This window comes from Streptomyces sp. AM 4-1-1, from assembly GCF_029167625.1.
GTDB lineage: Bacteria > Actinomycetota > Actinomycetes > Streptomycetales > Streptomycetaceae > Streptomyces.
The window spans coordinates 209,422-226,734 of sequence record NZ_CP119145.1; the positions used below are offsets into that span (position 1 = coordinate 209,422).

14 protein-coding genes are annotated in these 17,313 nt (G+C 73.7%); 11 read left to right on the forward strand and 3 right to left on the reverse strand.

Annotated features, from left to right (window positions below; translation table 11 throughout):
* Positions 1–136: 136 nt before the first annotated feature.
* From PZB75_RS01000 to PZB75_RS01035, 8 genes are read left to right on the forward strand one after another with little or no spacing between them, the layout of a single operon-like run.
* Positions 137–490 (forward strand): NADH-quinone oxidoreductase subunit A, encoded by a 354-nt coding sequence (locus tag PZB75_RS01000; protein WP_275533362.1) that lies wholly within the window; start codon positions 137–139, stop codon positions 488–490.
* Positions 481–1,779, forward strand: a complete 1,299-nt coding sequence (locus PZB75_RS01005; RefSeq protein WP_275533363.1) for a hypothetical protein — start codon at positions 481–483, stop codon at positions 1,777–1,779. Before PZB75_RS01000 ends, PZB75_RS01005 begins: the two co-directional genes overlap by 10 nt.
* A complete protein-coding gene (locus PZB75_RS01010) occupies positions 1,772–2,716 on the forward strand; it encodes a complex I subunit 1 family protein (protein WP_275533364.1) in 945 nt (314 codons plus the stop codon). The genes PZB75_RS01005 and PZB75_RS01010 overlap by 8 nt, the downstream gene beginning before the upstream one ends.
* A complete protein-coding gene (locus PZB75_RS01015; protein ID WP_275533365.1) occupies positions 2,713–3,276 on the forward strand; it encodes an NADH-quinone oxidoreductase subunit J in 564 nt (187 codons plus the stop codon). Before PZB75_RS01010 ends, PZB75_RS01015 begins: the two co-directional genes overlap by 4 nt.
* Positions 3,273–3,578 carry an NADH-quinone oxidoreductase subunit NuoK gene (nuoK, locus tag PZB75_RS01020; RefSeq protein ID WP_275533366.1) on the forward strand — a complete coding sequence of 102 codons (306 nt, stop codon included), beginning with the start codon at positions 3,273–3,275 and terminating at the stop codon, positions 3,576–3,578. The genes PZB75_RS01015 and nuoK overlap by 4 nt, the downstream gene beginning before the upstream one ends.
* Positions 3,575–5,458, forward strand: coding sequence for a proton-conducting transporter membrane subunit (locus PZB75_RS01025; protein ID WP_275533367.1), 1,884 nt, complete (start codon positions 3,575–3,577; stop codon positions 5,456–5,458). The genes nuoK and PZB75_RS01025 overlap by 4 nt, the downstream gene beginning before the upstream one ends.
* Positions 5,459–5,462: 4 nt before the next feature.
* On the forward strand, positions 5,463–6,968 hold the full coding sequence (locus tag PZB75_RS01030) for an NADH-quinone oxidoreductase subunit M (protein ID WP_275533368.1): 1,506 nt from the start codon (positions 5,463–5,465) through the stop codon (positions 6,966–6,968).
* Positions 6,965–8,368: an NADH-quinone oxidoreductase subunit N gene (locus tag PZB75_RS01035; protein WP_275533369.1), complete on the forward strand. Its 1,404-nt coding sequence runs from the start codon at positions 6,965–6,967 to the stop codon at positions 8,366–8,368. The genes PZB75_RS01030 and PZB75_RS01035 overlap by 4 nt, the downstream gene beginning before the upstream one ends.
* Positions 8,369–8,423: 55 nt before the next feature.
* Here the strand turns inward: PZB75_RS01035 and PZB75_RS01040 are convergent, their stop codons facing one another.
* From PZB75_RS01040 to PZB75_RS01050, 3 genes are all read right to left on the reverse strand, one after another.
* Positions 8,424–10,373 (reverse strand): ABC transporter permease, encoded by a 1,950-nt coding sequence (locus PZB75_RS01040; protein WP_275533370.1) that lies wholly within the window; start codon positions 10,371–10,373, stop codon positions 8,424–8,426.
* 149 nt (positions 10,374–10,522) lie between these two features.
* Positions 10,523–11,326 (reverse strand): molybdate ABC transporter substrate-binding protein, encoded by an 804-nt coding sequence (modA, locus tag PZB75_RS01045; protein ID WP_275533371.1) that lies wholly within the window; start codon positions 11,324–11,326, stop codon positions 10,523–10,525.
* Between the two features lie 32 nt (positions 11,327–11,358).
* Complete coding sequence (locus PZB75_RS01050; protein ID WP_275533372.1) at positions 11,359–11,754, reverse strand: helix-turn-helix transcriptional regulator; 396 nt, start codon at positions 11,752–11,754, stop codon at positions 11,359–11,361.
* A gap of 412 nt (positions 11,755–12,166) precedes the next feature.
* On the opposite strand from PZB75_RS01050, the gene PZB75_RS01055 reads away from it, so the two are divergent.
* The 3 genes from PZB75_RS01055 to meaB are packed head-to-tail and all read left to right on the forward strand — an operon-like array spanning position 12,167 to position 17,285.
* Positions 12,167–14,020, forward strand: coding sequence for a methylmalonyl-CoA mutase family protein (locus PZB75_RS01055; RefSeq protein ID WP_275533373.1), 1,854 nt, complete (start codon positions 12,167–12,169; stop codon positions 14,018–14,020).
* Positions 14,020–16,245, forward strand: coding sequence for a methylmalonyl-CoA mutase (scpA, locus tag PZB75_RS01060; protein WP_275533374.1), 2,226 nt, complete (start codon positions 14,020–14,022; stop codon positions 16,243–16,245). Before PZB75_RS01055 ends, scpA begins: the two co-directional genes overlap by 1 nt.
* An 11-nt stretch (positions 16,246–16,256) precedes the next feature.
* Positions 16,257–17,285 carry a methylmalonyl Co-A mutase-associated GTPase MeaB gene (gene meaB / locus PZB75_RS01065; protein WP_275533375.1) on the forward strand — a complete coding sequence of 343 codons (1,029 nt, stop codon included), beginning with the start codon at positions 16,257–16,259 and terminating at the stop codon, positions 17,283–17,285.
* The last annotated feature ends 28 nt before the right edge of the window (positions 17,286–17,313 follow it).

Consider the following 17,313-nt stretch of genomic DNA (forward strand, 5'->3'; position numbering starts at 1 on the left):
TCCGTCCGGCCCCTCCCCCACTCCCATAACGGCGTTTCTCCCCACGAATACGGCAGATCTTCTGAGAGTCTGCTGATACGCCCCCGGCCGTGCGCCCCACGCGCACGGCCGGTGTCACGCGGGGACAGGAGTGCGCATGAACGGGTCGGGCCCGGCGATCGCGCTGCTGCTGTGTGTCGTCCTGGCCGGGACGGCGGCGCTCCACGCGGCCGGGGCCTTGCTGGCGGTGGTACGTGAGCCGTTGCGGACGCGGCCGTTCAGCGGCGGGCTCGCTCCGCCGGAACACGCGATGTCGCGGTTCCATGTGCGCTGGTATCCGGTGACGATGGTCTTTCTGGCCTTCGACATGGAAATGCTGTTCATGTACCCCTGGACGAAGGTCGTCGTCGAGGTCGGCGTGTCGGCCGTGGTCGAGATGTTCCTCTTCCTGGGCGTCCTGTTCGCGGCGGTGGCCTACGCCTGGCGCGAGGGTGCCTTCCGATGGACCTGACCCCGCTCGTCCGGTTACGCCGCGCGGCCCTGCGCAGACCCGCCGTCCTGGTCGCCGCCGGGCCGGGCGCGACACGGGTGCGGCTGGCCGTCGAACGTGAACTGCCGCGCCGGGGGTGGCCCACGGCGCACGGTCCCGCCGACGCCGATCTGCTCGTCGTCGCCGGAGATCCGGGAACCGGTCACGCCGAGTGGGCCGCGGGGGTGTGGGACGCGATGGGCGCGCCACGCGCCAGGGTCGCGGTCGGTGCGGCGGAGCGGGTGGCCGACGCTCTCGACGAGGCGCACCGGGCGCTGCTCGCCGCCTGCCGGGCGACGGGAGGGGGCCACCCCACGGTCGAGCGCCGGCCTCAGGAACCCGGCCGTGGAAGCGACCTGACGGCACATCGGCGGCGTTCCCCGGGCGCCGGCCCACAGCACGGACGGACCGGGCACGAAGAGCACACCGGGCACGGAACGTCCGGTGTCGCGGGGGCCGCGATGGCCGAGCGCGCGGACGACCGGGACGGTCTCCGGCTGGACCGGCTGCACCTCCCGCTCGGGCCGATGCTGCCCGACTGGCCCGCCGGGCTGGTGCTGCGGCTGGCGCTCCAGGGCGATGTGATCCAGCGGGCCGCCGTCGAGACACCGCCGCCCTCGGCGCACCACACGCGGCCGGCGTACTGGGACGAGCCGTGGCTGCGCGCGCTGCGCGGCGAGACGGTGTCCCGGGGAGCCGCCGCGCGACGGCTCTGCGCGGCGCATCTCGACAGTCTGGGCCGGCTCCTCGCCGTGGCGGGGTGGGGCGACGCGGCGGCGCGTGCCCGGTCGGTCCGGGACGCCGCGCTCACGGACACCCCGGCGGCCGAACTCCCGCCGCTCGTCGATGCGTTGGCGCGGCGGGTACGACGCTCGTGGGTGCTGCGCCGCTCGACGGCCGGGCTCGGCGTGCTCACCGGGGCGCGTGCGGTGGCCGCCGGGGCGACCGGGCCCGCGCAGACCGCCACGGAGGACGGCCACGGGGACGTGTACGGCCGGCTGCTGGCCTGGCTGGCCGGCGCCGAACGCGCCTCGGCGGAGTCGGCGGACGCCCGGCCGCTGGACGGCCCCGCCGCGCGCACCGGCCCCAGGGGCGCGCTCGACGGCCCGTGTCCCCCTTCCCGTGCGCTGCTCGATCTGCTGCCCGCCCTCCTCGACGGAGCCGAGTTCGCGGGCGCGCGTCTGATCGTGGCCAGCCTCGACCCCGATCTCGACGGCCTGGTCACCAGCGCCGCCGGGTCCGCGGACGGCACGGAGGTGCGAGGTGGCTGACCCGGGGCCGCTGTGGAGCGCCGCCCTGCTGCCCGCCCTGCTGATCACGGCCGCCGCGGCGACCGCCGGTCTCGACGCCGTCCTCACGGCCGGGGCCGCGCGCGGCCGGGCCGGAACGGTCCGCGAGACGGCCTCACGGGCGGCGGCCCCGGTGCGCGAGGTGGTACGCCTCCTGGTGCGGCAGCCCCGCCGTACGACCGCCATGGACGTCACGCTGCTCCGGATCGGGGTGGTCCTGCTGCCGACGACGGCCGTACTGGCCGCCGCGGTGCTTCCGCTCGGCTTCCGCGCGGTGGGCGACCCGGACATCGGCGTCGTGTGGTTCAACGCGCTGGAGGCGCTGGCCTGGGCCGCGGTGTGGCTGACGGGCTGGGCGTCGAACTCGGCCCTGGCCCTGATCGGCGGCTACCGGTTCCTGGCGCAGGGGCTGGCGTACGAGCTGCCGCACATGTTCGCGCTCACCACGGCGGCGCTGGGCGCGGGCTCACTGCGGGTGGGTGGCGTGGTCGACGCGCAGGCCGGTCTGTGGTTCGTCGTGTGGATGCCCGTGGCCTTCGTGGTGTACCTGGTCAGCGCCATGGCGATGGCGTTCTGGGGGCCGTTCGACCAGCCCGTCGGACGTGACGTGTCGGGCGGTGCGGGCGCCGAGCTGTCGGGCGCCGACCGGGTGCTGTTCTTCGGTGGCCGCTGGCTGCTGCTCGTGGTGGCCGCGGCCGTCGGTGTGCCGCTCTTCCTCGGCGGCGGTCACGGCCCGTGGCTGCCCGGCTGGGCCTGGGTCCTGGTCAAGACCGCGGCCGTGCTGGCCGTACTGGTCCGGGTCCGGCACCTGGTTCCGGCCGTGCGCATGGACCGTTACACGGAGATCGCCTGGCTGGTGCTCACACCGCTCACGGTTCTCCAGGCCCTGGTGGTCGCCGTGGTGGTGCTGGGCCGATGACGGACGGGCCGCTGTTCTGGGTGCTGGGCGTGTCGGCGGTCGTCGGCGGGGTGTCCGTCTTCCGTTTCGACTCGATGGCCCGGGCCACGTACGCCCTGCTGTTCTCGCTGCTCTGCGTCGGCGGCGAGGTGATGCTGCTGGGGCTGGACTACCTGGGCGTGGTGATCGTGCTGATGATGACCGTCGAGATGGCGGTCATGGGCGTCTTCATGATCATGTACATGATGAACCCGGCGGGGCTCACGCCGATGCCGATGCTCCACAACCGACGGGGCGCGACGGTCATCAGCCTCGTCGTCCTCGCCGGGCTGACCGCCGGAATCCTCCTGGTGCCCTGGCCTTCGCGGCGCGGCCGGCCACCCGCCGACGCCACGGAACAGCTCGGCCTGTCCCTGATGGGACCTCAGATGCTCACCATGATGACCCTCGGCATGGCGCTGTTCGCCACCATCGTCGCGACCGTCGTCCTGGCCACCCGCCGCGGACGTTACGACCGGCTGGGCGACGGCCTCGGCGCCCGGCACGCCGACGACCCGGTGCGTGGCGGTGTCGGCCGGTGAACCTGGAACTCTTCCTGCTGCTCGCCGCCGCGCTGTTCTGCGTCGGCCTGTTCGGCGCGCTCACCCAGCAGAGCGTCGTGATGCTGATGATGGGCCTCGAACTGATGCTGGGCGGTGTCATCGTCGCCGCCGCAGCCGTCCGGCACTACATCGCCCCGGCGACCGGCGACGGTCAGGTGCTGGTCGTTCTCGCCGTCACGGCGATGGCCCTGGAGATGGCGATCGGATTCGCCGTCGTCACCGCCCTGTTCCGCGCCCGCGAGATCGACATGACGGACCTGGCCGCGGAGTTGAAGGAGTGAGCGGGGCGGACGGACTCCTGTGGACGCTGATCGCCCTGCCGCTCGTGGCGGGTACCGCGCTCGCCGTCGCCGGACGCGCCGCCGACCGGATCGCGGCCCCCGTCGCCGTGTGCGTCGCGCTCGGCGATCTCGGTCTCGCGCTGACCGCCGCGCTGCGGCATCCGCACGCGGGCGCGCCACTGGTCGCCGGCCTACCGGTGCGGCTGGCGGTCGACGGGCTCTCCGGACTGATGGTCGTGACCGTCACGGCGGTGACCCTGGCCGTACTCGCCTCCGGCGTCGGCGAGTTCGGCGCCGCCGAGGCACGGGCGCGGTACTTCGGCCTGATGCTCGTCTTCGCCGCGAGCATGCTGGTCACGGTCACCGCGGTCTCGCTGCCGGTGCTGCTCATGGGCTGGGAGGTCATGGGCGCGACCTCCTGGGCGCTGATCGGATACCGGTGGCGCGATCCGGCCGGGGTCGCCGCGGCGGACACCGCGTTCCTCACCACCCGTACCGCCGATCTCGGCCTCTACCTCGCGGCCGGGGCCGCGCTCGCGGGCGGCGGTCCCGCCGGGCTCGATCTGGCCCGGCTGTCCGACGCGGCCGGCCCCTGGCGGTCCGTGGTCACGGCCGGGATCATCGTCGCCGCGCTCGGCAAGTCGGCCCAGCTGCCCTTCAGCTTCTGGCTGTCGGGCGCCATGCGCGGCCCCGGCCCGGTCTCCGCCCTGCTCCACTCGGCGACGATGGTCGCGGCCGGGGCCTACCTCCTGTTGCGCACCGGACCCCTGCTCGAAGCGTCCGGCTGGGGCGGCGCGGCCGTGGCCTGGACCGGTGCGGCCACCGCCGTGGCGCTGGGACTCGTCGCGGTGGCCCAGACCGATCTCAAACAGCTGCTGGCCGCTTCGAGCTGCGCGCAGATCGGCTTCATGGTCATGGCCGCCGGGGCGGGTGGCGTCACCGGCGGGACGCTCCAGCTGATCGCCCACGCGGCGACGAAGAGCCTGCTGTTCCTCGCGGCGAGCGCCTGGCTCACCGCACTCGGCACCAGGACGCTGAGCGGACTGTCCGGCGCGGCCCGCCTTCACCGGACGGTCGGCGCCGCCTTCACCGTCGGCGCCCTCTGTCTGGCGGGGCTGCCACCACTGTCGCTGTGGGCGACGAAGGACCTGCTGCTCGCCTCCGCGCTCGGCCGGAGCCCCTGGCTGTACGTCACGGGGCTCACCGCCGTCGTGCTGTCCGCTGCCTACAGCGCCAAGGCCCTGTGGTTCGTGCTGCGCCCCGCGCCCGCGCGGGACCGGCCGGAGTACGACACCGAACGACGGGGCACCCGCCGGTTCCCCCCGGCCGCCGTGGCGCCGCTCGTCCTGCTGGCCGCCGCCTGCGTCGCGCTGACCGCGACGGCGTTCCCGCCGGTACGCGACGCCGTGGAGCGGGTGCTCGGGACGACCGGGCGGGCCGGGCCCGGCGCCTGGGAGGCGGCGCTGTCCGGGGCGGTGGCCCTGGCGTCCGCCGCCACCGCCTGGGTGTGGGGCGGGCGGGCGCTGCCCTTGCCACCGTCCGCCAGGGCATGGGCCGAGCAGTGGCTGGGACTGGAGCGCTCGGCGCGGCTGCTGGTGGTACGGCCCGTGCTGCGGCTCGCCCGGCTGTCGGCGGTCCTCGACGACCGGGTGCTGGACCGGGCCGTCGACGGCTCCGCCCGCCTCACCCTCCGGCTGGCGCGCGGGACGGACCGGGTGGTGGAGCGGGCCGTCGACGGCACGGTCACCGCCGTCGCGGCCGGAGCACGCGCGCTGGGCGCACTCGCCCGTACCCCGCAGACGGGGCAGCTTCACCAGTACCTCTCCCAGGCCGCAGCGGCCTTCACCCTGCTCGCCGTCGTGTTCGTCCTGGTGAGGTGACCCCGTGCTGACCGTCCTCGTCCTCGCACCGGCCGCGGTGGCCGCGCTGCTGCTCTGCCTGCCCCGGCGCACGCCCGCGCGGGTGATCCGCGCCGTGTGGCTCGCGGTCACCGCCGCCGAGCTGGGCCTGACCGTCGCCGTCCGGTCGGGCCACCCGGCGGGCGGCGGGACGAGTCATGAGGAGCGGGCGCGCTGGATTCCGAGCGCGGGCGTCGGCTACCACGTCGGCGTCGACGGCCTCTCCCTGCCGCTCACCGCACTGACCTGTGTGCTCTTCCTGGCCTGTGCGGTGTACTCGCTGCGCGGGACCCGGCGTACCCGGGAGTTCGCGGCGCTCTTCCTGTTCCTCCAGACGACCTGCCTGGGCGTGTTCGTCTCGCTGGACCTGATCCTCTTCTTCGTCTTCTTCGACCTGTCCATCGTGGCGATGTACTTCGTCATCGCGGGCTGGGGACACCGGGACGCCGGGCGGGCGGCGCTGAAGTTCTTCCTCTACACCTTCGTCGGATCGCTGGCGCTGCTCCTCGGATTCATCGGCCTCTATCTGGCGGCCTCGCCGCACACCTTCGACATGGTGGAGCTGACCCGGCAGAACCCGCTCGCCGGGCGCGCCGCGTACGGCGGCGCCGTGCTGCTCGCGATCGGTGTCGGGCTGGCCGTGAAGACCCCCACCGTGCCGTTCCACACCTGGCTGCCGCCGGCCCACACGGAGGCGCCCACCGCCGGATCGGCGATCCTCGCCGGGGTGCTGCTGAAGATGGGCACGTACGGCTTTCTGCGGATCGCCATGCCGATGCTCCCGGACGCCTGGCGCCGGTACGCCCTCGTCCTCGTCGTCGTCGGCGTCGTGTCCGTGCTGCACGGGGCGCTGGTCGCCCTGGCGCAGACCGACTTCAAGCGGATGATCGCCTACACCTCGGTCACCCACATGGGCTATGTCGTGCTCGCCGTGGGCGCGGCGGCCGCCGTGGGCGGCGACGTGGCCGAGGCCCGGTCCCTCGCCGTGACCGGCGCGGTGACGCAGATGGTCAGTCACGGTCTGCTGACCGGTGCGCTGTTCCTGCTCGCGGGGGTGCTGTACGAGCGGGGGCGTACGTACGACATGGGGGCGTACTCCGGAGTCGCCGGTCCCGCGCCGGTGTTCGCCGGGCTCACGGGTGTGGCGGCCTTCGCGTCGCTGGGGCTGCCCGGTTTCTCCGGGTTCATCGCAGAGTTCCAGATCTTCGCCGGCGCCCTCGGGCCCCGGCCGGTGGCCACGGGACTCTCGCTGTTCGGCATCGTGCTGACCGCCGCGCTGTTCCTACGGGCCTTTCAGAGGGTGTTCCTCGGACCGGCCGCCCCGTCCGACGCCCCGGGCATCCCGCGGGGGTTCACGGACATCAGGCTCCATGAGGGACTGGCCGTGGCGCCGTTGCTGGCCCTCGCCGTCGTGCTGGGGGTGGCCCCCCGGTTCCTGCTGGACCTCGTCGAACCGGCGTCGAGGGCCGTCCTCGGGCTGCTCGCGCGGTGACCGGCATGGACGAGAACCCGGCCGCCCTGCTGCCCGAGATCCTGCTGGCGGGCGGCTCGGTCGTCGGGCTGCTGCTCGGGTCCTGGCTGCCCCGCACCCGGCAGTGGGTGGTGGCGCTGGTGGCCGCCGCGGTCTGCGTCGCGGGGATCGTGGCGGCGGCCGTGGCCTCGGCCGGGCCGGACAGCACCGCGTTCGGCGGCGCTTTCGCCGTCGACGCACCGACCACCACCTGCCGGATCGCCGTGCTCGCCGGACTGCTCGTCGTCATCGGGCTCGGCGCCGGGCCGCTGCGGGCGGACCCCAGGGAGAGCGAGTTCCACGTCCTGCTGCAACTGGGCGCGCTGGGGGCGCTGGTCCTGGCGGGTGCCCAGGACCTGCTGCTGCTGTCCGCCGGATATCTGCTGGCGAGCGTTCCCGCGTACGCCCTCGCCGGATTCCGCAAGGACGGCCCGGGTACCGAGGCGGCGTTGAAGTTCTACGTCGTCGGGGCGTTCCTCGGGGTGCTGATGCTGTCCGGGGTCACTCTGCTGTACGCGGCCGGTCGCGCCACCGGCTACCCGGCCCTGGATGCGGCGCTGCGCGACGCGCCCCGGGGACTGGTCGTCGTGGGGGCGGTCGGGCTGCTGGCCGGGCTCCTGTTCAAGGCGGGGGCTGTGCCCGCGCACTTCTGGGTGCCGGACGCGGTGCAGGGCAGCGCGGCCCCGGTCGCCGCGTTCCTCACCACCCTGCCGAAGATCGGCGCGCTGGTGGCGCTGGGCCGGCTCGGAGCCGTACCACTGGCAGGTGGCCCGCTCCCCTGGGCCGCTCTGATCGCGGTGGTCTCCGCGGCCTCCATGACGCTCGGCAACCTCGGCGCGTTCTTCCAGCGGGACGTGAAGCGGCTGCTCGGCTACTCGGCGATCAGCCAGATCGGCTATCTGCTGCTGCCGGTGGCGGTGACCGGGCGGGCCTCACTCGCGCAACCCGCGCTCCTGTACTACCTGTTCGCGTACACCGTCACCAATCTCGGTGCCTTCGCGGTGGTCTGCGCCCTGCCCGACGCCCGCGAGACCGCGGACTACCGGGGGCTGGCGCGGCGGCGCCCGCTGCTCGCGGCGAGCCTCGTCGTCTGTCTGCTCGGACTCGTGGGCACCCCGCCGACCGCGGTGTTCCTGGGCAAGCTGGAGGCGTTCACCGCCGCTTTCGACGGCGGTCACGGCCGGCTCGCGGTGCTGGCCGCCGTCAACACCGTGGCCTCGCTCTTCTACTACCTGCGCTGGATCGTCCCCGCCGTCACGCCGGGCGCGGGCGGGCGGCTGCGGGACGGCGGGCGGGGGCCGCGCCTCCTCGCCTGCGCCACCGCGGCCGGTTCGGTGGTGCTGGGACTCGTCGGCGGACCGGTGCTGGCGGCGCTGCGCTGAGGCCGCTTCCGTAGCCCTCGCGACGCGCTCCGCCGGGCTCCGCGCTTCGGCGCCCTCACCGGGTCACGAGGGTGATCTCCGTGGCCTTGACGCTGGTCCATACCGCTGATCCGTCGGTGATGCCGAGTTCCGTCGCCGCCGCCGTGGTGATCTCGGCGACCAGGTCCGGTGCCCGCTCAGAGGCGATCACGACCCGTAGCCTGCTGCCGACGGCGGTGATCTCACGGACGGTTCCCGGCCAGACGTTACGGGGGCTGCCCGCGGGACGGTCACGGTGCACGGAGACGGCTTCGGGCGCGATGACCGCCAGCGCCGACGCCCCCTCCGCGACGGGCTCGGCGGTCACCAGCCGGGCGCCGCCGTCGAGCGTGAGGGTGCCGTCGGGCGCCCCGGTGCCCGGCCAGGCGTTGCGGCCCAGCATCCGGGCCACCCACGGGGAGCGCGGATGGCGGGCGACCTCGGCGGGCGACGCGTCCTGGAGGGTGCGTCCCTCGTCCAGTACCAGGACCCGGTCGGCCAGCGAGACCGCCTCGACGGGGTCGTGGGTGACGATCAGACAGACGCCCGGGAAGTCGGCGAGGTGCCTGCGCAGGGTGTGGCGCACCCGTGCGCGGGTGGTCTGGTCGAGGGCCGCCAGCGGTTCGTCGAGGAGCAGCAGCCGGGGCCGGGCGGCGAGCGCCCTGGCCAGCGCGACCCGTCCGGCCTGTCCGCCGGAGAGCTGTCCGGGTCTGCGGTGGGCCAGTTGGCCGACGCCGAGCTGGTCGAGCCAGCGCTGGGCCTCGCGGCGGGCCTCGGCGCGGCGGACGCCCTGGGCACGGAGTCCGTACGCGGTGTTGCCGAGGGCGCTCAGGTGCGGGAAGAGCGCGCCGTCCTGCGGGACCCAGGCGACGCCCCTGCGGTGCGGGGGGAGCGCGGTGATGTCGAGGTCACCGAGGCGCAGTTCGGCGCGGGCCCGGGGGGTGAGGCCGAGGAGGGCGCGCAGCAGGGTGGTCTTGCCCGCCCCGTTGGGGCCGACGACGGCGATGGTGGTGCCGGGATCGGCGTCGAGGGTCAGCCGGTCGAAGCCGGTGACGTCGGCGTGCAGCGGCCAGCGCTGCCGTGGCTCGTCCGGTTCCACGGCCGGTTCCACGGCCTCGGAGGTGTCCGGGGCGGGCGGGGTGGTGTCGGCCGCCGGGGGCGTGACGCGCGGGGCGCGGCCCGGGGCGCCGCCGGTCCAGCGCCCGCGCAGGGCGATCAGGACGGTCATCGCGATGGCGAGCAGCAGCAGCGAGACGGAGGTGGCGGCCTCGGGCGAGTCCTGGAGGAGCAGATACACCTGGAGGGGCAGGGTCTGGGTGGTGCCGGGGAGGTTTCCGGCGAAGGTGATGGTCGCCCCGAACTCCCCGAGGGCGCGTGCCCAGGTCAGCGCGGCACCCGCGGCCAGGCCGGGGGCGACCATGGGAAGGGTCACGGTGAGGAACACCCGGACCGGGGAGGCCCCCAGGGACGCCGCTGTCTCCTCGTACGAGGGACGCAGTCCGGCCAGGGTGCCTTCGAGACTGATGATCAGGAAGGGCATCGCCACGAAGGTCGCGGCGACGACCGCGCCGGAGGTGTGGAACGGCAGGGTGATGCCGAGGGTGTTCTCCAGCCAGGGGCCCAGCACCCCGCGGCGGCCGAAGCCGAGGAGGAGGGCGACCCCGCCGACGGTCGGCGGCAGCACCATCGGCAGCAGGACCAGGGTGCGGACCAGTGTCTTGCCGGGAAACGGCACCCGGGCCAGCAGCCAGGCGAGCGGCACCCCGAGGAGCAGGGAGAGTCCCAGCGCCCAGAAGGAGACGAGCAGCGACAGCCTGAGCGCCTGGGTGACACCGGGGCTGGTCAGATGGGTGCCCAGGTCCGCCCAGGAGGTGCGGGCCAGGATGCCGACCAGCGGCATCAGCAGGAACGCGATCGCGAGGAGGGCGGGAACGGCCAGCGCCAGGGGGGCGCGGGGGCCGGCCGGGCGGGTGCGGTGGCGTCTCATCGCGGGTTCCTGGGGCTGGGCGGGGGGCCGCCCCGAAGGGTGGCCACCCGGTCGGGTCGCTTCCGGGGGCCCGGGGTCCGGCCGGTCACGTCCCTGTGGCGGGTCTCCCGGCCGGGCGGCGGTCCCCCGGGCTGTTCACGGCTGTCCGGCTACGGCTGCTGGAAGCCCGCGGCCCGCAGGATCTTCTGGGCGGCGGGACCGCTCAGCCACTTCACGAACGTGTCGGCGGCCTCCGTGTGCGTGGACTGCTTGAGGGTGGCGGCCGGGTAGGAGGCGACGGCGTTCTGCGCGTCGGGGATGTCGACGGCGTCGACCTTGTCCGTGGCGCCGGCCGCGTCCGTCCGGTAGACGATGCCCGCGTCGGCCTCGCCGAGTTCGACCTTGCTGAGGACCGCGCGGACGTTGGGCTCCTGCGAGACCGGCTTCACCTCGATCTTCTGGGCGTCCAGGACCTGTTTGCCGTAGCGGCCGACGGGGACCTCGGGGGCGGCGAGGACGACCTTCAGCTTGGTGTCGGCGAGGTCCTTCAGGCCCTGGATCTTGTGCGGGTTCCCCTCCCCGGTGGCGATCACCAGGCGGTTCTTGGCGATCACGGTCGGGGTGCCGGTGTCGGAGGCGAGGCCGTCCATCGTCCTGGTGTCCGCGGTGACGAGGGCGTCGGCGGGGGCGCCCTGCTTGACCTGGGCGGCGAGTTCCTGGGAGCCGGCGAAGGAGAACGTCACGGTGGTGCCGGGGTGCTCCTTCTCGTAGGCGGCGCCCGCGGACTTGAAGACATCGGTGAGCGAGGCGGCGGCGAGCACGGTGAGGCGCGCCTCGGGCGCCGCGGACGAGCCGGTGGCCCGGGCGCCGTCGGCCTTCCCGCCGTCGTCGCCGCCGCAGGCGGTGAGCGGTGCCAGCAGTGCGGCGGTGATGAGCGCGGCGGCGGTCCGGCGGACGGTGGGCGTGGTGGGCATCAGGAAGGGACTCCTCCGGAAGTGGCGACAGGTCAGACGCGGTCGATGTGCACACTGGTGGACTTGACGCGGGCGGTGGCCCGCATCCCGACCTCCAGTCCGAGTTCCTCGACGGCCTCCCGGGTCAGCAGGGACACCAGGCGGTGCGGGCCCGCCTGGATCTCCACCTGCGCCGCCACATCGCCGAGCTTCACGCCCGTGACGATCCCCGGGAAGGCGTTGCGGGCGGAGGTGTACGAGGGTTCGTCGTCCCCGCTCCCGCCCTGTCCCACCTCGATGGAGAAGGCGGCGAGGTCACGGCCGTCGATGAGCCGGCGGCCACTGTCGTCGCGATGGGTCGCGACCCGGCCGGCGTCCGCCCAACGGCGGGCGGTGTCGGGGCTGACTCCCAGCAAGCGCGCCGCCTGCCCGATTGTGTAGGACTGCATGTGCGACAAGATATTCGCATACGTCTCGCAGCTGCAATGCTCCCTGGTGTTCCGTGGGGCATCTGCCGGACGGTATGAGAGCGGCGGGGCGACGCCGCCGAACGCCCGAAGTCCGCGTCACGGGCTCCCTGCGCCCTTTGACGGCCCGCCCCAAGGGCTGTCCCGCGATCCGTGGTGGATCAGCGTGCGGCGTCGGATGCGGTGCGTCGCCAGGCGGAGGAGCGTCCGCATACTGGATGTACGGGGACGCTCCCACAACGCCGCGAGGCGCCGTAGCTGTCGTCGCACGCCCACCAGGGATCACGGGACAGCCCTCAGGACAGGGGGCGCGGCGGATCAAGGGCGCTCCGGAGAGGGCAAGGTCACAGGCCGCACCTGTCGCGGATTCCGGCCCCTGCCCTAGCATCTGAGCATGACGGTACTGCCCGATGACGGGCTTTCCCTGGCCGCCGAGTTCCCCGACCCCACCCACGAGCAGTGGCAGAGCCTCGTCGAAGGCGTACTGCGCAAATCGGGCAAGGACCTCTCGGGCGCGGCCGCCGAGGAAGCGTTGTCCACCGCGCTGGGGGACGGGCTCACCACCCGGCCCCTCTACACCTCCCGCGACGCCGCGCCCGCCGCCGGTCACCCGGGCTTCGCCCCCTTCGTGCGCGGGGACAGACCCGGGGGAAACGCGACGGGCGGCTGGGACGTGCGCCAGCGCCACACGATGCCCGACCCCGTCCGGCTCAACGAGGCGGTGCTCGCCGACCTGGAGAACGGGGTCACCTCGCTCTGGCTGACCGTGGGCGGCGCGGGCGGGGTGCCGGTCTCCGGGCTCGCACGGGCGCTGGACGGGGTCTATCTCGACCTGGCCCCCGTCGCCCTCGACGCGGGCGGTGACTTCGACGCCGCCGCGCGGGAACTCCTGCGGCTGTACGAGGAGCGGGGGGTGGCCGAGGAGTCGGCGCGCGGCACCCTCGGGGTGGACCCGCTCGGGCACGCGGCCCGTACCGGCGCGGAACCCGGCACGGCGTCCCTTCCGCACTGGGCGGGGCTGTGCGACACCCGGTACCCGGGTCTGCGCGCGCTGACCGTGGACGCGATGCCGTACCACGAGGCGGGCGGTTCGGCCGCCGAGGAGCTGGGCAGCGCGCTGGCGACGGGTGTGGCCTATCTGCGGGAGCTGACCGGGTCGGGCCTGTCCGTCGCGGCCGCGTGCGGCCAGCTGGAGTTCCGGTACGCGGCCACCGCGGACCAGTTCCTGACCATCGCCAAACTGCGGGCGGCGCGGCTGCTGTGGGCGCGGGTCGCCGAGGTGTGCGGGGAGCCCGGCGCGGGAGCGCAGCGTCAGCACGCCGTGACCTCTCCGGTGATGATGACCCGCCGCGACCCGTGGGTGAACATGCTGCGGACGACGCTGGCCTGTCTGGGTGCGGGCGTCGGCGGCGCCGGGTCCGTCACCGTGCTGCCCTTCGACCACGCGCTGGGACTGCCGGACGCGTTCGCGCGGCGCATCGCGCGCAACACCTCGACGATCCTGCTGGAGGAGTCACATCTGGCACGGGTCATCGACCCGGCGGGCGGTTCCTGGTACGTCGAGCGGCTCACGGCCGAACTCGCCGAGGCGTCCTGGGCGTTCTTCCAGGAGATCGAGCGCGCGGGCGGCCAGGCGGCGGCGCTGCGCTCCGGGATGATCGGCGAGCGGCTGGCGGCCACCTGGGCGGAGCGCGGCAGGCGGCTGGCGCGGCGCGGCGAACCCATCACGGGCGTCAGCGAGTTCCCGAACCTCGCGGAGCGTCCGGTGGAGCGGGAGAGCGCCCCGCCCGATCCCTCCGGCGGTCTGCCGAAGGTGCGCCGTGACGAGGCGTTCGAGGCGTTGCGCGCCCGGTCGGACGCGCATCTCGCGGCGACCGGGCGGCGGCCCCGGGTGTTCCTCGCGGCGCTCGGCCCCGCGTCGGCCCACACGGCACGGGCCTCGTTCGCCTCGAACCTCTTCCGGGCGGGCGGGATCGAACCGGTCCACGACCCGGTGTCGGTGGACGCGTCGACCGCCGCCGACGCGTTCGCGGCCGCCGGGGCCGAGATCGCCTGTCTGTGTTCCAGTGACGCGCTCTACGCGGAGGAGGCCGAGGCGGTCGCCGCCGCCCTCGGCACGGCCGGGGCGCGCCGGGTCTTCCTCGCGGGCCGGCCCGGCGAGTACGCCGGCGTCGACGCGTACGTCTTCGCGGGCTGCGACGCCGTCGCGGTCCTCACCTCCGTCCTCGACCGTATGGGAGTGGCGTGATGCCGACGCCCGACAGCCCGGTGAGCCCGGTTCCCGACTTCTCCGGCGTCGCCCTGACGAGCGACCGCCCCGCCGACGGCTCGGACGACCGGTGGCGCGCGGCGTTGAAGGAGGCCACGGGGTCGTCCGAGGACGATCTGCTGTGGGAGACGCCGGAGGGCATCGGCGTCAAGCCGCTGTACACCGAGCACGATCTGGAGGGGCTGGACTTCCTCGGGACGTATCCGGGCATCGCCCCGTATCTGCGCGGGCCGTATCCGACGATGTACGTCAACCAGCCGTGGACGATCCGGCAGTACGCCGGGTTCTCGACCGCCGAGGAGTCGAACGCCTTCTACCGGCGCAATCTGGCGGCCGGTCAGAAGGGGCTCTCGGTCGCCTTCGACCTGCCGACCCACCGCGGCTACGACAGCGACCATCCCCGGGTCACCGGTGACGTCGGCATGGCGGGGGTGGCGATCGACTCGATCTACGACATGCGCCAGCTGTTCGACGGCATCCCGCTCGACCGGATGACGGTGTCGATGACGATGAACGGCGCGGTGCTGCCCGTGCTCGCGTTGTACATCGTGGCCGCCGAGGAGCAGGGCGTGCCGCCGGAGAAGCTGGCGGGGACCATCCAGAACGACATCCTCAAGGAGTTCATGGTCCGCAACACGTACATCTATCCGCCGGGCCCGTCGATGCGGATCATCTCCGACATCTTCGCGTACACCTCGCAGCGGATGCCGCGCTACAACTCGATCTCGATCTCCGGCTACCACATCCAGGAGGCGGGTGCGACGGCCGATCTGGAGCTGGCGTACACCCTGGCCGACGGGGTGGAGTATCTGCGGGCCGGGCGGGAGGCGGGGCTCGACGTGGACGCGTTCGCACCGCGTCTGTCGTTCTTCTGGGCGATCGGTATGAACTTCTTCATGGAGATCGCGAAGCTGCGGGCGGCCCGGCTGCTGTGGGCGAGGCTGGTCGGGCAGTTCGATCCGAAGAACGCCAAGTCGCTGTCGCTGCGCACCCATTCGCAGACATCCGGCTGGTCGCTGACCGCGCAGGACGTGTTCAACAACGTCACCCGGACCTGTGTGGAGGCTATGGCCGCCACCCAGGGGCACACCCAGTCGCTGCACACCAACGCCCTCGACGAGGCACTGGCGTTGCCGACGGACTTCTCCGCCCGCATCGCCCGCAACACGCAGCTGCTGCTCCAGCAGGAGTCCGGCACCTGCCGGGTCATCGACCCGTGGGGCGGGAGCGCGTACGTGGAGAGGCTGACGTACGACCTGGCGCGGCGGGCCTGGCAGCACATCGAGGAGGTGGAGGCCGCGGGCGGAATGGCGCGGGCCATCGACGCGGGCATCCCCAAACTGCGGGTGGAGGAGGCCGCGGCGCGCACCCAGGCGCGGATCGACTCGGGGCGTCAGCCCGTGATCGGCGTCAACAAGTACCGGGTGGAGACCGACGAGAAGATCGATGTGCTGAAGGTCGACAACTCGTCGGTGCGCACCCAGCAGATCGAGAAGCTGCGGCGGCTGCGCGAGGAGCGCTCCGAGGACGCCTGCCAGGCCGCGCTGCGGGCGCTGACCGAGGCGGCCGGGCGGAATCCGGGGCCGGGGCTGGAGGGCAATCTGCTGGCGCTGGCGGTCGACGCGGCCCGTGCGAAGGCCACGGTCGGTGAGATCTCCGACGCGTTGGAGAAGGTGTACGGGAGGCACGCGGGCCAGATCCGTACGATCTCCGGTGTGTACCGCAAAGAGGCAGGTGAGTCGCCGTCCGTGGACCGGACCCGGGCCCTGGTCGACGCGTTCGAGGAGGCGGAGGGGCGCCGTCCGCGCATCCTGGTCGCCAAGATGGGCCAGGACGGCCATGACCGGGGCCAGAAGGTGATCGCCACGGCCTTCGCGGATCTGGGTTTCGACGTGGACGTGGGCCCGCTGTTCCAGACGCCGGCGGAGGTGGCCCGGCAGGCCGTCGAGGCGGACGTGCACATCGTCGGCGTCTCGTCGCTGGCCGCCGGGCATCTGACGCTGGTGCCCGCGCTGCGCGAGGAGCTGGCCGCCGAGGGCCGGGAGGACATCATGATCGTGGTGGGCGGGGTGATCCCGCCGCAGGACATCGAGGCACTGCACGAGGCGGGGGCGACGGCGGTGTTCCCGCCGGGCACGGTGATCCCGGACGCGGCGTTCGACCTGGTGACGCGGCTCGGTGCCGCGCTCGGCCACGAGCTGTGAGCCGCTGACCCATGGCCGCGACGATCGACCTCGACAGCTATGTGAAGGGGGTGCTCGACGGGAAGCGGGCGTACATCGCGCGCGCGATCACTCTCGTCGAGTCGACCCGCCCCGATCACCGGGCGCTCGCGCAGCGGCTGCTGAGCGAACTGCTGCCGCATTCCGGACGGGCCCGGCGGATCGGTGTCAGCGGGGTGCCCGGGGTCGGCAAGTCCACGTTCATCGACGCGCTCGGCACGATGCTGACCGGGCTCGGACACCGGGTCGCCGTACTGGCCGTGGACCCGTCGTCCAGCCGTACCGGTGGTTCCATCCTGGGCGACAAGACCCGGATGGAACGGCTGGCGGTGGACGCCGCCGCGTTCGTGCGCCCCTCCCCCACCGCCGGGACGCTCGGCGGGGTGGCCAAGGCGACCCGTGAGTCCGTCATCGTGATGGAGGCCGCGGGCTACGACGTGGTGCTGGTGGAGACGGTGGGGGTCGGCCAGTCGGAGACGGCGGTCGCGAACATGGTCGACACCTTCCTGCTCCTCACACTCGCCCGCACGGGCGACCAGTTGCAGGGCATCAAGAAGGGCGTCCTGGAGCTGGCGGACGCCATCGCGGTCAACAAGGCGGACGGCCCGCACGAGCGCGACGCCCGGTCGGCCGCGCGTGAACTCGCGGGCGCGCTGCGGCTGATGCACCCGGCGGACGCGGCGTGGACTCCCCCGGTGCTGACGTGCAGTGCCCGTGAGTCCAGCGGTCTCGACGCCCTCTGGGAACGGCTCGAACAGCACCGGGCGCTCCTGGAGTCCAGCGGACGGCTCGCCGCGAAACGCCGTGAGCAGCAGGTGGACTGGACCTGGACGATGGTCCGCGACGAGCTCCTGGACAGTCTGCGCAGTCATCCCCGGGTGCGTGCGCTGGCTCCCGCCCTTGAACAGCGGGTGCGGGACGGGGAGTTGACGGCCACTCTGGCGGCCGAACGCATCCTCGGCGTATTCCGGGGTGGCGACGGGGCCGATCCGCCGGACACGGGTCCGGGCCCGACGGGCTGAGGCGACGGCGGCGGCTCGCTCGGCACCC

Excerpts from the sequence above, each read along its gene's own strand:
- meaB (WP_275533375.1), top strand. The coding sequence starts at position 16,257 with ATGGCCGCGACGATCGACCTCGACAGCTATGTGAAGGGGGTGCTCGAC.
- PZB75_RS01000 (WP_275533362.1), top strand. The coding sequence starts at position 137 with ATGAACGGGTCGGGCCCGGCGATCGCGCTGCTGCTGTGTGTCGTCCTG.
- PZB75_RS01050 (WP_275533372.1), bottom strand. The coding sequence starts at position 11,754 with ATGCAGTCCTACACAATCGGGCAGGCGGCGCGCTTGCTGGGAGTCAGC.
- scpA (WP_275533374.1), top strand. The coding sequence starts at position 14,020 with ATGCCGACGCCCGACAGCCCGGTGAGCCCGGTTCCCGACTTCTCCGGC.
- PZB75_RS01040 (WP_275533370.1), bottom strand. The coding sequence starts at position 10,373 with ATGAGACGCCACCGCACCCGCCCGGCCGGCCCCCGCGCCCCCCTGGCG.
- modA (WP_275533371.1), bottom strand. The coding sequence starts at position 11,326 with ATGCCCACCACGCCCACCGTCCGCCGGACCGCCGCCGCGCTCATCACC.
- PZB75_RS01055 (WP_275533373.1), top strand. The coding sequence starts at position 12,167 with ATGACGGTACTGCCCGATGACGGGCTTTCCCTGGCCGCCGAGTTCCCC.
- PZB75_RS01015 (WP_275533365.1), top strand. The coding sequence starts at position 2,713 with ATGACGGACGGGCCGCTGTTCTGGGTGCTGGGCGTGTCGGCGGTCGTC.
- PZB75_RS01005 (WP_275533363.1), top strand. The coding sequence starts at position 481 with ATGGACCTGACCCCGCTCGTCCGGTTACGCCGCGCGGCCCTGCGCAGA.